Origin of the sequence: Methylobacillus methanolivorans, assembly GCF_044751345.1 — a bacterium.
Lineage (GTDB): Bacteria > Pseudomonadota > Gammaproteobacteria > Burkholderiales > Methylophilaceae > Methylobacillus > Methylobacillus methanolivorans.
Genome location: NZ_JBIWXY010000001.1, coordinates 470,361 through 484,622, shown reverse-complemented (window position 1 = coordinate 484,622; position 14,262 = coordinate 470,361). Strand labels below are relative to the sequence as shown.

Genomic DNA, 14,262 nt, shown 5'->3' with positions numbered 1-14,262 from the left:
AAATAAATGCATTCTACTAAAAACCGTTTCCCAATAATTCATTCTTCACAACAATTAACTCTTACCCTTAGACTCAACGCACAACACGATCACCACGCCCCTTACCCAGCAGTGTTTGCAATAACAGCTTAAAATAGAGTGATAGCCTGAGATCACGCAGCATCAACGCATCTGTTTCAGCCAAGAGCCGAGGTGTAGACATATCAATATCATTCACCTGTGCAATCCCCGTAATTCCTGGACGCACATCATATACGCCCCTGGCCGCGCGTTCAGAAATCAACTCTTCTTGGTTAAACAAATTCGGGCGAGGCCCCACGAGACTCATCTCACCTTTCAACACATTCCAGAGCTGGGGCAATTCATCCAGCTTGGTCTTGCGCAGAAACCGTCCCAACTTAGTAATAGAAGAAGATGATGCCAAATGACTAGCAACGGAGACAGTATCCACACGCATGGTACGGAACTTCACCAAGGTAAAAGGCTGTTGGTAACGTCCCACACGCACCTGACGAAATAAAGGCACCCCGGTATCCATCAACCCCAAGATATAAATCAACAACAAGACCGGAGCACCAAGAATCAACCCTAGCGCAGCAAACACCACATCAAACCATCGAATCACAATAAACCTTTTGTCACAAAACAGCGCCGTAAACCTTCATCTGCCGTGATAGGTGGAGTCCACCCCAGCAGTTGTTGAGTCTTGGCAATATCTACCTGTAACGACCCCAACAAACGCTGGGCAATCGCCCCTTTTCCAATCAGGCTTAAACCCGTGCGCAACACACCTGCAGGCACAGGAATCAGTCGCGATGGAACCCCAGCAGCATCCGCCAAGCGTCGCAATAAATCAGACGTAGATAAATCCTCTCCATCACTCGCGAGAAAAACCTGATTTGCCGCTGCCGGGTGATCAATACAAGTAATGATCAGACTAATCAAATTATCTAGAGAAACCAATGAGCGCCGATTATCAATTGCCCCCAAAGGCAACGGCCAACCAGCCTGGACCCACTTCATCATACTGGCAAAGTTGCCTTTCACCCCTGGCCCATACACCAACGGAGGGCGAATAATCACCACCTCTATGCCAGTTTCCTCCGCCAATTCCAACAAACCCTGCTCCGCTTCATACTTTGAAATGCCGTATAAGTCTTGTGGGTTAGGCACGTCAGAAGCTCTAAAAGGTCTTGCAGCTGGAGTTTGCTCACCGTTCACCTTAATAGAGCTGATGAATATAAATCGCCTCACCCCAGCCTGGGCTGCCTGGCGCGCCAAATTTAGAGTACCGTCGACATTAGTATCTCGAAATGATTGAATCGGGTTGGGATGCTCATCTCTCATGACATGAACACGGGCGGCTAGATGAATCACGACATCAACACCCGCCATTGCGGAGGACCATGAAGTAATGTTATTAATTTTATCCACCACATAATCAATGGTTGGACTACTAATTTGAGCGCGCCGTCCGGCGCAAACAACTTGCACGGACTGAGCACTTCTTAGCGTCTTCAATAAGTGATGGCCCACGAAACCACTAGCCCCAGTCATCAAGATCTTATTCATTAATCAGTCGCTCATATACGCTCAACACCTTGCCCACAATGATTTCCTGTGAGAACTCTTGCAAGACCAGTTCCCGACCAGCCTGTCCCATCCGATGCCTCAAAGCACTGTCAGTGATCAATCTACGCAATGCTATCGCCAGTTTTTCAGCACTTTTTTCTGCGACAACAAGGCCATTGTATTCATTGATGACCACTTCGCGGCAACCAGGTACATCCGTAGTAACAATAGGTTTGCCTGAGGCTGCAGCTTCCAGCAATGCTTTTGGCAACCCCTCTCTATAAGAAGGTAAACAGACAATATCCGCCGCTTCCAACACCTTAGGCATGTCTTCTCGCCTGCCCCACCATTCAATATGCTCCGAGGCCTGCCATGTTTGCAGCTGGGCCTCAGTAATACTAGCCGGATTCCCTATATCTGTACCACCAACCAGAACGAAACGGACATCCAATTGTTCAGCCTTCAGCAGGGCTGCAGCCTCAACAAACTCCCCTACCCCCTTATCCCATAGCATCCTAGCAGGCAGCACAACGACAACAGGTGACTCACTTTCCTTTTGTTTTGGTGAGAATATACGGGCATCTACGCCTGCGCCTCTTATCAAAGTGATATGAGATAGCGGAACCCCTATTCCTTGCATAACCGCTGCATCATCCCCATTCTCGACAATGACTGCCGTAGACTTCAATAAAAAACCCAAGACCTTTGTCACACTGCGCTTGAGCAATGAGGGCAACCAACCTTGCGAAATAAATAACCATCCCAGGCCCGCTACCCAATTAACACGGTGTTTTACATTCACCAATGCTGCGGCAATGGAGCCTAGTAACATAGGTTTAATAGCGATGTGATGACAGATATCAGGTTGTTCGGTACGGTATATTTTCACCAATCTGTAAATAGTCCGAAGTGCAGACAAGGGATTCAGACTTTGACGAACAATGTTCAAGGGAACCACTCGAATCCCATGCCGCTCTAGCTCAGATAGGTGACTGGTGACATTGGTGATAAGTACCACTTCAAACCCATTCAGCTTAGTACTGCTAAGCAGAGGCAACCAGTGTGAACAAGCAAACCAATCCTCTGCAATAAAGAAGATTATTTTTTGTGAGGCGCTATCTGTAGTCAAAAATGGAATCTCTGTAAGTTCAATCTTCAGTGCTTAAGCTTGTTTTTACTGGTGAATATTGATTTGGGGCTGTAGTGGATAAGCCCTAAACATCAGGCCAGTCCTCAAGTATTTCCAATAGTTGTTTAAGAGAAACATCATTGAATCTGAACTCGCATTCATTGAGAAATAGCGGGAATGACTGCTTTGGTATCCCATTGTACTTTGTCTTTAATCCGCTTTAATTTCCTAATATCCATATTTATTGAAGGTTTTCTAGAAAGTGAACACGTAAGACCCTACGAAAAAATTTTGCAAAGGAAAAGCAGCCCAAAAAAAATAGTTCCAACGCGCTAATAGCTCCTGCACGATATAGACTGCGATAACTTGCAAGCTCACCCTTCTCCATACTCCACAAGCGCCCACTGAGTCCCGCAGCTCCGTACACCGCTTTATAGTTATAAGTCAGTGCCTGGTCGAATCGATAACATTCGCCAACAAAAAAACAAATATGAAGCCAGAGTTGGTAATCCTCGCAATAACGTTGTCCGTCCACAAAACGCTGCCCGATATCGCGCCGCACCATAACAGTTGACGTAGGAAAACGATTGGAAATCAGCAGCTCCCGCCTCCACACTCTAAGAGGCGGAGCGACACCGCCGACAAAGTTTTTTTCGCGCCCATCATTCATCACCACACAATGGCCAGTCAAGACAGCGTCAGGATGCTGGGCCATCCAACTATACTGTAACTCTATTTTTTGAGGATGCCAGCTGTCATCAGAATCAAGGAATGCGATATATTCTCCCTGAGCAATTTTCCATCCTGCATTACGAGCTGTACCAGGTCCGCCATTATCAGGTAACTCATAAACCTTTAGCCAACTGGCACCATAGCGCGCCTGTAGTTCAAACAGTACATTCACCGTACCATCTCGACTGCAATCATCAACTAAAATAACCTCTAATGGCAGGAGCGTTTGAGAGGCGATAGACTCCACAGCTCTGACAATCGAAGCAGAACACCTAAAACACGGAATAACGACACTGACACTTACCGCAGAATGCGCCCCATACATTAGCGAAACATCTAACTCAACTGAATCTTTATTTATAAAATCAGGCACACTACCGCTCACAGAAAACCATCAAGAGCGCATGAGGCGCGGAGAATGTTTTATCAAGCGCAACATGAACAATAATATCTGCAACGGGCGCCATTCGAACTGCATTTGAATACGGAAAAACTCTGTTAACGTACCCAAACTATCGGTAGAGCTAATACCCTCGTCACCAAAGCGACCAGCACAAAAGTCAGCCACGCAGATACTGCCCCCGTGTTTTATCGCGCGCAAGATAAAAAGCTGATCAGCTGCTATAGGGTAGAACTGGGAATAAAACCCTATGCCCTGCTGAACATGAAGCGTCTTTTTGTAAATAGATCCAACAGCATGAGAAGTAACAAATGCCATCCCACCTCGCAGCCAAGAACAGCCAGCCGCGGGGGTTTTAACAACAGCCCCATATGCAATTGAGGCAGTTATAATATCTGCCCCACTTTGCAACGCCCAGAGTTTGTAATTAGCAACTGCATCGGGATAAAGAAGGTCATCTGCGCCAATGACTAAATAATACTCACCAGAACACAATTTAATTGCTTTATTCAACGCGTCGTATATTCCGAAATCAGGCTCCGAGCGATAAACCAGATGCAAATCGCTGACACCATCAAGGATGGCCACTGTGCCGTCAGTGGATGCAGCATCCATTACCACCCATTCAAAATCTAGATCGGTTTGCGCACGCAACGATGCAAGTAAATGGGGCAGCATTTCCACAGCATTGTAAGTAGCGGTGATTATACTAAGAGTAGGTTTTCCGCTATCCATGACTACCGTTCCCACGCAATCAGCTCTGCAACCTGGCGAATGCTCTGGTCATGACCAAAACCTACGTTGATATGCGAACATGTTGACACTACGCGCTCAGGTACGACACTTATGACATACATGCTCGCCGCAGCCACATTATCAACATAGAGAAGCTCTCGGTGAGGCGCTTTTGAATAAGGCAAGATCTGATTATTTACCCACCCGTCTGCTACACCCCATTCAAAACCCATATCACTTTGAGTAAGCAGGCTTTCTACCAGACCTGGTAAATTTTGAGTGGTGTTATAGGTCGCCGTTATTAGATTAAGACTAAGCATGCACATCAATCCTGGCTTTGGCGGTCAATCCTTTAATCCATGCATAGCATGATGCCAAATATGGCTTGATACCTCGCCTCTCTGGCAATAAAGCCACTGGAATGGCATGGCGATGCAACACTGTGATTTGTCGCTTCAGGCTAGCAAGGTAGTCATCGTAAAGGTAAAGAGAACTAGTAGCTATGCGATAACCCTCATAAAGTCTGACACTACTCAAACCTATAATGCGAAAGGCATGAAAGTGATAAAAAACTGGTTTGAATTTACGAGGCTGTTGCAGCAACTGATAATCAACGTTCCACGGTGCCAGGGTTTGTTCAACACATTGCAAGATATGGACATCGTGCGCAAATAATTGAGGCCATACATCCAAATATTTCTGGTCTCCAAACTTGCCATCTTCCATTCGTGCATAACACCATTCCAGGCAACGTTCTTGCCACCAATGCATCACCCTGCGAGCGGCCGCGCTGCGGTCAAACACCATAAACTGAACACAGAAGCGACCACTGGTTTCCAGGTGCCGCATATAGTCAGGCGCATAGGCATGCTCAGTAATCATGACATGCTTGCCGCTTTGCTCGAATTCTTTAAACAGCAGCGCAGGATCGTTATAAAAGAACAAATCGGCATCCAGATAAGTAACTCGCTGAACCTGATCATCGAGGGAAAATACCCAATCCGCCGTAAATGGCGTGATAGTCCAGCAATATTCCCCCTTGGACCTGCTGGGCTTGACAGCCAGTAAGGCATCGCTTTCAAAATCGGACAAGAGCATCAAGGAAACCTGCGGCAACTTCAATGCCAGCAATTGCTCATGGACTACCTCATCCATGCACACTATCCATAAATGAAAAGCCTGTGTGCAGCGCACCAGGGAATCATGCAGGCACAGGCCCTGGGGCAAAAACTTGTTATCAAAAAGCGTAACAAAATGTTCCATATCAAGGAACAAACCGGTTGACTGCGTCTATGACGGTTTGCACATCCTGCTCGCTCATCTGAGGATGACATGGCAAGGAGAGGCATTGCAGTGCATGGGTTTCACTCGCTTGCAGACCGGCAGGGTCTCGCCGTATATCGCCACACCTTTCCTGATGATGGATAGGTACTGGATAGTGAATCAGCGCCTGCACACCACTTGCTTGCAAATGCGCCTGCAGCGATTCGCGGTGCTGCGTCAACACAACAAACAAATGATAAACATGTGCAGTCACGGCCTCAGGGGCCAGCAGCAGCTTCACATGCGCATTATTCAAAGCATTGCGGTATTGCTGAGCAATAGACTGCCTATGGGCGGTGTATTGTTCCAGCCACTGCAGTCGTACTGACAACAATGCTGCCTGCACCTCATCCAGCCGGCTATTCATGCCAAATTCAGGATGATAGTAGCGTACGCTTTGACCATAATTTCTTAACACCCCAGCCTTGTCTGCCAGGGCGGCGTTTGAGGTAACCAATGCACCACCATCACCTATCGCGCCCAGATTCTTGGTGGGATAAAAACTATAAGCGCCAAAACTGCCAAAGCTCCCTGCCACCTGCCCAGCCACACTCGCCAGATGCGCCTGGGCACAATCCTCCAGCAAGGCAACCTGGTGTTGTTCGCACAATGCCAGCCATGCATCCATATCCCGCACCTGGCCGTAAAGATGTACCAGCAAAACTGCCTTTGTCTGTGGGGTAATGCAACGACGTACACTTTCCAGACTCAGCAAACCTGTCTCAGGATTTATATCGGCCAGCACGGGGGTAGCACCAGCGCGGATAATGGCCAGCACTGAAGCGAATGCCGTCATTGCCGTCGTAATCACCTCGTCGCCTGGGCCAATATCCAGTGCGCGCAGGCCGATTTCTATGGCATCCATCCCGTTACCCACCCCTACCGCATGCTGGGTACCACAGCGCTGGGACCAAAGTGCCTCGAACTTGCGGCCTTCCTCACCGAGGACATACCATCCAGAGCGCAAAACACGTTCTACGGCCTGCAGTTCAGCGGCGATCAGTGTTTCAGGCTCAGCCTTGAAATCATTCATTAAAATCATAGATCATCCCAATATTTGCCATGATGCTGGCGGTAATAATCCAAGCTAGCAGCCAGACCTTGCTGTAAATCCACCTTGGGGCTCCAACCCAGTACCTGTTTGATTTTATTGAAATCACTATAGTAATCGCCAATATCAATCGCTTTTCTTTCAGGGGGGAACGGCACAATCTCATAGCTGGAGCCAGGTTGTAGTTGCGTCATCATTTCAGCCACTTGCTGCAGATTAACCACCTCTTCACTGCCTAGGTTGAACACTTGCCCCTCAGCCTCTTCAGCGGAGGCAGCAAGCAGCAAAGCATCAACCACATCATCCACATAATTGAAATCCCGCAGTTGCAAACCATCTCCGAACACGGAGATAGGCTTGCCCTCGATCAACCTACGTAACCATATCCCAAGAAAAGTCTGCCTAGCGTCTTTGACCCGCATGCCGGGGCCATAGGTATTAGTCAGACGCAAGGCACAGGCCTTGATGCCATACACATTGTTATAGAGGATGTGGTACCACTCGCCTGCCAGCTTATTGATGCCATTTACATCCACAGGCTTGATCGGATGCGCTTCATCCACCGGCAGATATTCCGGCTTGCCATAGAGCTGCCTAGTGCTGGCGAAAACAATCTTCACAGCTGGGTTATGCTGCCGACAAGCCTCCAGGATGGAAAGCTGGGCTGCAGCATTGATGTCCAGATCTGTCCTGGGGTCCGTCATGGAGTCCAAATGACTGGTTTGCCCGGCAAGATTGAACAGGTAATCCTTGTCTTTAATCAGATAGGCCATGGCATGGCTATCGCGCACGTCACTGATATTGATTTTTACTGACGATTCAAGGCCATGGAGATTAAAGGCGTTACCACCATAAAGCGGCAACAGACTGTCTACAACCGTGACATTGGCATCGAGTGCAACCAAGCGCTTAACCAGATTGGAACCTATAAAACCCAGGCCACCGGTAACCAGAATATCCTTACCAGAATACAGTTCATCATTCATACAAGTGCTCTAGTGGTATTCATAAGATAAAGACAGGAAATTTATGTGTAAGCATGAATTATACAATGCCACAAGAAATGCAATGCCCCCTGGTACTAATGTTTAACAATCCGCTTGAAAAGCAATCCCTTGTAATAACCAATTTCCGTCAGATCAGTTCCGGGAAATTCCATCACAATTTCATAGCCATTGCTCGTCATCGTCTGTAAAAACTTGGTCCAGGATAAAAACCAGGCAGGATAACTTGCAGGATAAATCGCAGCTGGTACGGTCTGTACTGTTAAGCGATCTTCACCATCATAAAATGCTGTGCGATCAAACAGGAAAAAATCAGCTTCCAGCTTCATCAGCTCTGCTAGCAGTTGGTAAGGCTGCTCCATGTACTGCAACACACTGGAGAGAAAAATAACATTGGGTGCGCCCTCGGATAAAAATTCAGCAGGCGTATGATAAAACTTCAAATTGGCTGTCGTCAGATGCTCCTGGCCCCAGTCAACAAAATGTGGCTGTTCTACAACCCCCCAGCGCAAATTCTTCACGGCAGACAATAGCTTAGCATGCTGGGAATAAAAGCTGGCTAGGGAACCGCCAAAGTCAAGCACGCTCAACTGGCTACCTGAGACTTGCGCGGCATACAGCAAGCCAGACAAGGCCGGATATCGATACTCCACATGGTAAAAACACACTGAATCGCGTTCAAAAATGGCTTCGCCGCGCTTGACCTTGAGGGCAGAATTCTGGATGGTGCTGAGAATATTCGCTGCATCATAGCCACTGCTATTTTGTTTAGCCAGTGCCCAGGAAGCATAATCTCCAGCAAATGAAGAGCTGGCCCCTCGCTGTCTGAATTGACGCAAAATTTGGAATAAAACTGGCGGACAAAATGCCTTGATGAGCTGGGTAAGATTCATAAAAACTTCTTAATAAATGTGTTTATTTTGATAAAAAATTTACGCAATAAAGATAAATTATTCTTACGGAAAAATTGCTCAAAATTATTGAAGGCCTGCTGATTTTCAGTCAATGGAATATCAGTCAGAATCAAGGGAGAATTCAGCAGCTCTGACGCATAACTATCACTTTCCCCACAATGCACACCCGACCCATCATGGCCAATATTAGTTACCAAGGACTTCCCTGAGTAGAGTGTCAACTTATTGAGTAAAAATACACTGGCATGCCAGCGAATAGCCCAGGAGTTATTACGGCCTGCAATCTGATCTCGCAACATATTTGAATAGGCATAACTACCATTGAAATCAAATGTCTTGAGCAAATTGCGCTGGCTTAATTGCGCCAACAGTTTGCTGCCATCAGCCTCGAACCAGGCCCATCTATCTTCCCATGTTGCCCAACCCCAGCAATCAGCGCCACGCAAAAAGAAAGTTTCAGGTAAATCTGCAATCGGATAGACATAGGCATGAATGCTTGCCACTTTCTTTGTTGCAGCATACTTGGTCAGACCATCATTCATATACTGAAGAAAATAAGGACTAGTCACCATATCATCCTCAAGCACAATCACCTTTCCATGAGCTTTGACTACAGTAGTAACCCCGTCAATAATCGAGGCAGCCAAACCCAGGTTGGACTCCCGCTCCACCACGGTGATGGATTTGAACCCCTCAATGTTGCGTACAAAAGCTCGCACAGCATCCACCATATTTTGCTGTATAGCAGTTTTCGCAGCATCGGAAAAAATCAACAAGTCCGTATCAGTGGACAACGGGTTGCTTGTGAGGGCCTCAATAGTCCTTCTTGTATGATCAGGGCGGTTATAAACGAATAAGGCAACAGGGGCTAAATTTGACATGGTGATTTACGGCTTCAAACCATCTTCATAGAACTCGGTATTGAAAGTGCGGGCGATGACTTTGTAATGATGCTTCGCCATAAAATCGCGAATGCGCTCTCCAGCTGCGTCGTCTAATGCTTCCGCCAGTACTATGCGTGGCCTATATTTTCCCCAATCATTTGACGCAAGTACTTGGTAATCAAGCCCTTCGACATCTATGGTCATAAAATCAATTTCAGTGCCTGGCAACAACACCTCATCCAAAATTTTCTTCAAAGGCCGAACCGGCACGGAACGAGTGCCGATGCGCTTGTATGCTGTGGTTTTCACGCGTTGATCGGCAAGACTCTCACTGAAGGTGTTTAGAGCTGGCTCATCAAACATATGATAGGTCAATTCAGATTCCTCATCAGAAACCCCTACTTCCAGAGCAATATCCTTTGGCCTAATTTTCTTGAACCAAGCAATAGCCACATGGGATGGGTCAATACAAATACCTCTCCAGCCACGCTTATAAAACAAGTATGAGTTTGAAAATCTTACAGGATGATGAGCCCCAACATCCACATAAACTCCACAATCCCTCCCGTCAAATACTCTCCTTAAAATCAAATCCTCACCTTCTTGAGAGTAGGACTTCATTGCCATTGTTTCAAAATATATATCAAATAAATCTAAAAATTTAGAAGGAAAAAACTTTCTCAATACAAACCTAATTACTCTTAACATATAGAAGTGGATTTATTGAAGTTAACATCATAAAAAATAATTTCCTGCATCGCTTAAAAATTCCCACAGAAAAAACTGCAACAGCATAAGAAATGACAGTTGAAATTGCGGCACCATTAATGCCATATTTTGGAATTAATAATAAATTAAGCACAACATTTACCACACATCCATTTAGCGTTCTATAGAAGCCAAATTTTTGCATTCCTTCGATGGTAAGCAAACTACCACTTAGCACTCCCAAAACAACAAAAACTCCTGCCCATGTATGTATGACTAAAACAGAAGCTGATAAAGAATAGTAACTTCCAAATAAAATTTTCACTAAAAATTCACCAACAAAACTCATTACCACTGCAACTAAAAAAGCCATAATCACAAGAAACTTAAAAAGCTTTAATGTCTTGTGAAAATATAAAGCTTTATTTTTATATCTCAACTCTATAATAGATGGCATAGTAGAATTTACAATAGCGATTGGCACAAAGTACCATAACTCACTTACCCTGACTGCCGCAGAAAACAATCCAACAGCCTCATTATCTAATATCTCGCCAATCATAATCTGATCAATCCTCATATAGATCATTATTGCAATACTAGACAATATCAATGGCCAACTTTCCCGTAACAACTCCAAAGCTATTTCTCTATCAAACCTCCACAATCTTATGCTTAGATTATTAAAATAATATGCTCCCAATAAAAACAATCCAGATAGTAAAATCTCAAAAAACCCAGCCCAAGCAAATGCTATTAACGGCGCAGAATTTAACAATAAAATAATTTTTACAATTGAAATAAATATGAAAGAAAAAGCTACAGGAATAACACTATATTTAGACTTAACTTTAGCCTGAAAATAGAAATCTATTACATTTATTGACTGAAAGATAAATCCTGCGGCCGCAATACCTACCAACCACATAATATCCGGCTCACTTCGAACAAAATAGATGGCAAGCATTGTAATAAACAATGCTATAAATCCAGCAAAAGTTTTTAGAACAAAGGCAGTACCAAGCAATACATTTGTTCGGTCTGGATACTTGACAATATCCCGAACAACAATACCATCCAATCCTAATGTAGCAAATGCTGAAAATAATGCAGTAAAAGCAATTGCATAGTTCCACAACCCAAATTGTTCCGGTCCCAAGTAACGAGCAATCCATACCCCTACTATAAGCCCTACTCCCATCCGCAACACTTTATCAGCAATTAACCAACCACTATTCCCTAGCGCGGCCTGCAGGTTGTAACGTCCATCCAGTCGGCTCTGGATAAATTTTGGCAAATACTTAGTCCATATTAGATTCATATACTACTGATCAACTAAAAAATCTTTATATACTTGAAACAATCCTTCTTGCAGATTAGTTTGAGACTTCCACCCTGCACTTGTCAGCCTGGTAACATCCATGAGTTTTCTCGGCGTGCCATCAGGTTTAGTCGTATCAAACTCAATATTGCCCTCATAGCCCACTGTCTGTTTAACGAGTTCCGCCAATGCCTTGATGGTCACGTCTTCCCCCACGCCGACATTGATGAGGGGCGGTTCAAATCTGCCAGTCTTGCTTTCATCACTGCCCAGTAAGGCCTGATATTGGTCTTGTGGTAGGTTCATGAGATAGACGCAGGCATCGGCCATGTCGTCGCTGTAGAGAAACTCTCTTCTAGGTGTACCGCTACCCCAAACAGTGACGGTTGGTTGGTTGCTCTGCTTGGCTTCGTGAAACTTGCGCAGCAGGGCCGGGATGACATGGCTGTTCTGGGGATGATAGTTGTCACCGGGGCCATAAAGGTTGGTCGGCATGGCAGCAAGGTATTGGGTGCCGTACTGGCGGTTGTAGCTCCAACACATTTCGATACCGGCGATTTTAGCAAGCGCATAAGGACGATTGGTGGGTTCCAATGAGCCTGTGAGTAGGTGTTCTTCTTTCATTGGCTGTGGGGCCAGCTTGGGGTAGATGCAGCTGGAGCCGAGGAATAGGAGCCGCTTAACACCGTGTTTCCAGGCGCTATGGATGACGCTGTTCTGGATGGCAAGGTTGTCACGGATGAATTCTGCCGGGTAGGTGTTATTGGCAACGATGCCGCCTACTTTAGCCGCCGCGAGAAAGACATATTCGGGCTTGTGTTCAGCGAAGAATGCGTCCGTGGCTTTGTCGTCAGTGAGGTCGAGCTCGGCATGGGTGCGCTTGAGGATGTTGGTGTATCCCTTGGCTTCGAGGTTCCTGACGATAGCAGAGCCAACGAGGCCGCGGTGCCCTGCTACGTAGATGCGTGCGTGTTTGTCCATGCGGGTTACTCGTTATAGTCGTAAGCAGCAAAGCCGTGTTTTTTGACGAGTTCATCACGTTGGGCGCTCTTGAGGTCTTCACGCACCATTTCAGAGACGAGTTCCTGGAAGGTGGTTTTGGGGGTCCAGCCGAGTTTTTGTTTGGCTTTGGTTGGGTCGCCCAGCAGGGTTTCCACTTCGGTAGGACGGAAGTAGCGTGGGTCAACCTGGACGATGGCTTTGCCGTTGGCATCATAGCCCTTTTCTTCTACGCCTTCGCCCTTCCAGGTAATGGCGATGTCGAGTTCCTTGGCAGCAGCGTTGACGAAGTCACGAACGCTGTATTGCACGCCTGTGGCGATGACGAAGTCTTCTGGATGGTCTTGCTGCAGCATGAGCCATTGCATTTCGACGTAGTCCTTGGCGTGGCCCCAGTCACGCAGAGCATCGAGGTTGCCGAGGTAGAGGCTGTCTTGCAGGCCTAGCTTGATACGGGCCAATGCACGGGTGATCTTGCGGGTGACGAAGGTTTCACCACGCAATGGACTTTCGTGATTGAAGAGCACACCGTTACAGGCGTAAATGCCATAGGCTTCGCGGTAGTTGACGGTAATCCAGTAGCCGTAGAGCTTAGCGACGGCATAGGGGCTACGTGGATAGAAAGGTGTGGTTTCTTTCTGCGGCACTTCTTGTACAAGGCCATAGAGCTCAGAAGTAGAGGCTTGGTAGAAGCGAGTCTTTTTTTCCAGGCCGAGGATGCGGATGGCTTCAAGAATGCGTAATGTACCAATACCGTCGGCATTGGCAGTGTATTCCGGGGTTTCGAAGCTGACGGCAACATGGCTCATGGCAGCCAGGTTGTAGATTTCGTCAGGTTGCACTTGCTGGATGATACGGATGAGGTTGGTAGAATCAGTCAGGTCGCCGTAGTGCAGGATGAAGTTTTTATTGTCGACGTGCGGATCTTGGTACAGATGATCAATACGGTCAGTATTAAACAACGATGCACGACGCTTGATGCCGTGGACGATATAACCTTTACTCAATAAAAGCTCTGCCAGGTAGGCGCCATCTTGGCCAGTTACACCTGTAATTAATGCTACTTTTTTTGTCATGTGCTGATCCTGTTTTATGCTCATTGCGCCTACTCTTCCACATCGCTAGCCACTTCATGGCGCAAGGTTTCAATCTCACTCGCCAGTTGTTGATATTCCTTGATCTTCTCTTTCAGGAAATTAATCGTCACCGCGGCTTTTTGCTCTATGCCTGTCGGGGTCAATACATACATATAAGCCAGCTTATTTTGGCTATTGCGGAAATTGGAGACCTTGAGCAAGCCAACTTCAACCAAGGCCTTGAGGCAGTAATTGGTTTTCCCAAGGCTAATGCCCAAAGCTTTGGCAAGTTCGCGCTGGCTGATGTCAGGCTTTTCTTGAACCAGCTTGAGTATCTTGTAACGATATTCGTCAGTGAGCATGGGAAATGAAATATTGAATACTTCGTTCAATTGATGAACGCAGTGTACCTAA

General features: G+C 46.4%; 16 protein-coding genes and 1 pseudogene. All 17 read right to left on the bottom strand.

The features are described 5' to 3' along the window. Window positions 1-73 precede the first annotated feature (73 nt). Window positions 74-625, bottom strand: coding sequence for a sugar transferase (locus ACIKP9_RS02290; RefSeq protein ID WP_400878759.1), 552 nt, complete (start codon window positions 623-625; stop codon window positions 74-76). Continuing rightward, window positions 622-1,572 carry a UDP-glucose 4-epimerase family protein gene (locus ACIKP9_RS02285; RefSeq protein ID WP_400878756.1) on the bottom strand — a complete coding sequence of 317 codons (951 nt, stop codon included), beginning with the start codon at window positions 1,570-1,572 and terminating at the stop codon, window positions 622-624. Before ACIKP9_RS02285 ends, ACIKP9_RS02290 begins: the two co-directional genes overlap by 4 nt. Beyond that, entirely contained in the window at window positions 1,565-2,701 is a 1,137-nt protein-coding gene (locus ACIKP9_RS02280; RefSeq protein WP_400878754.1) for a glycosyltransferase family 4 protein, read from the bottom strand. Before ACIKP9_RS02280 ends, ACIKP9_RS02285 begins: the two co-directional genes overlap by 8 nt. A gap of 85 nt (window positions 2,702-2,786) precedes the next feature. Continuing rightward, window positions 2,787-2,906, bottom strand: a pseudogene (locus ACIKP9_RS02275) (IS1595 family transposase); the annotation flags it as partial. A gap of 36 nt (window positions 2,907-2,942) precedes the next feature. Then, window positions 2,943-3,818, bottom strand: a complete 876-nt coding sequence (locus ACIKP9_RS02270; protein WP_400878751.1) for a glycosyltransferase family 2 protein — start codon at window positions 3,816-3,818, stop codon at window positions 2,943-2,945. A gap of 9 nt (window positions 3,819-3,827) precedes the next feature. Continuing rightward, window positions 3,828-4,568 (bottom strand): glycosyltransferase, encoded by a 741-nt coding sequence (locus ACIKP9_RS02265; protein ID WP_400878749.1) that lies wholly within the window; start codon window positions 4,566-4,568, stop codon window positions 3,828-3,830. A 2-nt stretch (window positions 4,569-4,570) separates the two neighbouring features. Next, window positions 4,571-4,888, bottom strand: coding sequence for a hypothetical protein (locus ACIKP9_RS02260; protein ID WP_400878746.1), 318 nt, complete (start codon window positions 4,886-4,888; stop codon window positions 4,571-4,573). Further along, a complete protein-coding gene (locus ACIKP9_RS02255; RefSeq protein ID WP_400878744.1) occupies window positions 4,881-5,723 on the bottom strand; it encodes a glycosyl transferase in 843 nt (280 codons plus the stop codon). Before ACIKP9_RS02255 ends, ACIKP9_RS02260 begins: the two co-directional genes overlap by 8 nt. Window positions 5,724-5,832: 109 nt before the next feature. Beyond that, window positions 5,833-6,933, bottom strand: a complete 1,101-nt coding sequence (locus ACIKP9_RS02250) for a DegT/DnrJ/EryC1/StrS family aminotransferase (RefSeq protein WP_400878742.1) — start codon at window positions 6,931-6,933, stop codon at window positions 5,833-5,835. Then, window positions 6,930-7,928, bottom strand: a complete 999-nt coding sequence (locus tag ACIKP9_RS02245; RefSeq protein ID WP_400878739.1) for an NAD-dependent epimerase/dehydratase family protein — start codon at window positions 7,926-7,928, stop codon at window positions 6,930-6,932. The genes ACIKP9_RS02250 and ACIKP9_RS02245 overlap by 4 nt, the downstream gene beginning before the upstream one ends. A 95-nt stretch (window positions 7,929-8,023) precedes the next feature. After that, window positions 8,024-8,839, bottom strand: a complete 816-nt coding sequence (locus ACIKP9_RS02240; protein ID WP_400878736.1) for a methyltransferase, TIGR04325 family — start codon at window positions 8,837-8,839, stop codon at window positions 8,024-8,026. Continuing rightward, on the bottom strand, window positions 8,836-9,741 hold the full coding sequence (locus tag ACIKP9_RS02235) for a glycosyltransferase family protein (RefSeq protein ID WP_400878733.1): 906 nt from the start codon (window positions 9,739-9,741) through the stop codon (window positions 8,836-8,838). The genes ACIKP9_RS02240 and ACIKP9_RS02235 overlap by 4 nt, the downstream gene beginning before the upstream one ends. A gap of 6 nt (window positions 9,742-9,747) precedes the next feature. Then, window positions 9,748-10,428, bottom strand: a complete 681-nt coding sequence (locus ACIKP9_RS02230; protein ID WP_400878730.1) for an FkbM family methyltransferase — start codon at window positions 10,426-10,428, stop codon at window positions 9,748-9,750. A gap of 7 nt (window positions 10,429-10,435) precedes the next feature. Next, window positions 10,436-11,749, bottom strand: coding sequence for a flippase (locus tag ACIKP9_RS02225; RefSeq protein ID WP_400878727.1), 1,314 nt, complete (start codon window positions 11,747-11,749; stop codon window positions 10,436-10,438). 27 nt (window positions 11,750-11,776) lie between these two features. Then, a complete protein-coding gene (locus tag ACIKP9_RS02220) occupies window positions 11,777-12,754 on the bottom strand; it encodes a GDP-L-fucose synthase family protein (RefSeq protein WP_400878725.1) in 978 nt (325 codons plus the stop codon). A gap of 5 nt (window positions 12,755-12,759) precedes the next feature. Next, complete coding sequence (gene gmd / locus ACIKP9_RS02215) at window positions 12,760-13,848, bottom strand: GDP-mannose 4,6-dehydratase (RefSeq protein WP_400878722.1); 1,089 nt, start codon at window positions 13,846-13,848, stop codon at window positions 12,760-12,762. A gap of 29 nt (window positions 13,849-13,877) precedes the next feature. Next, the gene (locus ACIKP9_RS02210) at window positions 13,878-14,210 is read right to left on the bottom strand and encodes a MarR family EPS-associated transcriptional regulator (RefSeq protein WP_400878719.1); all 333 of its coding nucleotides are present in this window, start codon (window positions 14,208-14,210) and stop codon (window positions 13,878-13,880) included. Window positions 14,211-14,262 lie beyond the last annotated feature (52 nt).

Bases quoted from the DNA above. Each gene is read 5' to 3' on its own strand.
- ACIKP9_RS02285 (WP_400878756.1), bottom strand. From the start codon at position 1,572: ATGAATAAGATCTTGATGACTGGGGCTAGTGGTTTCGTGGGCCATCAC.
- ACIKP9_RS02265 (WP_400878749.1), bottom strand. From the start codon at position 4,568: ATGGATAGCGGAAAACCTACTCTTAGTATAATCACCGCTACTTACAAT.
- ACIKP9_RS02260 (WP_400878746.1), bottom strand. From the start codon at position 4,888: ATGCTTAGTCTTAATCTAATAACGGCGACCTATAACACCACTCAAAAT.
- ACIKP9_RS02255 (WP_400878744.1), bottom strand. From the start codon at position 5,723: ATGGATGAGGTAGTCCATGAGCAATTGCTGGCATTGAAGTTGCCGCAG.
- ACIKP9_RS02250 (WP_400878742.1), bottom strand. From the start codon at position 6,933: ATGATTTTAATGAATGATTTCAAGGCTGAGCCTGAAACACTGATCGCC.
- ACIKP9_RS02245 (WP_400878739.1), bottom strand. From the start codon at position 7,928: ATGAATGATGAACTGTATTCTGGTAAGGATATTCTGGTTACCGGTGGC.
- ACIKP9_RS02240 (WP_400878736.1), bottom strand. From the start codon at position 8,839: ATGAATCTTACCCAGCTCATCAAGGCATTTTGTCCGCCAGTTTTATTC.
- ACIKP9_RS02235 (WP_400878733.1), bottom strand. From the start codon at position 9,741: ATGTCAAATTTAGCCCCTGTTGCCTTATTCGTTTATAACCGCCCTGAT.
- ACIKP9_RS02220 (WP_400878725.1), bottom strand. From the start codon at position 12,754: ATGGACAAACACGCACGCATCTACGTAGCAGGGCACCGCGGCCTCGTT.
- gmd (WP_400878722.1), bottom strand. From the start codon at position 13,848: ATGACAAAAAAAGTAGCATTAATTACAGGTGTAACTGGCCAAGATGGC.
- ACIKP9_RS02210 (WP_400878719.1), bottom strand. From the start codon at position 14,210: ATGCTCACTGACGAATATCGTTACAAGATACTCAAGCTGGTTCAAGAA.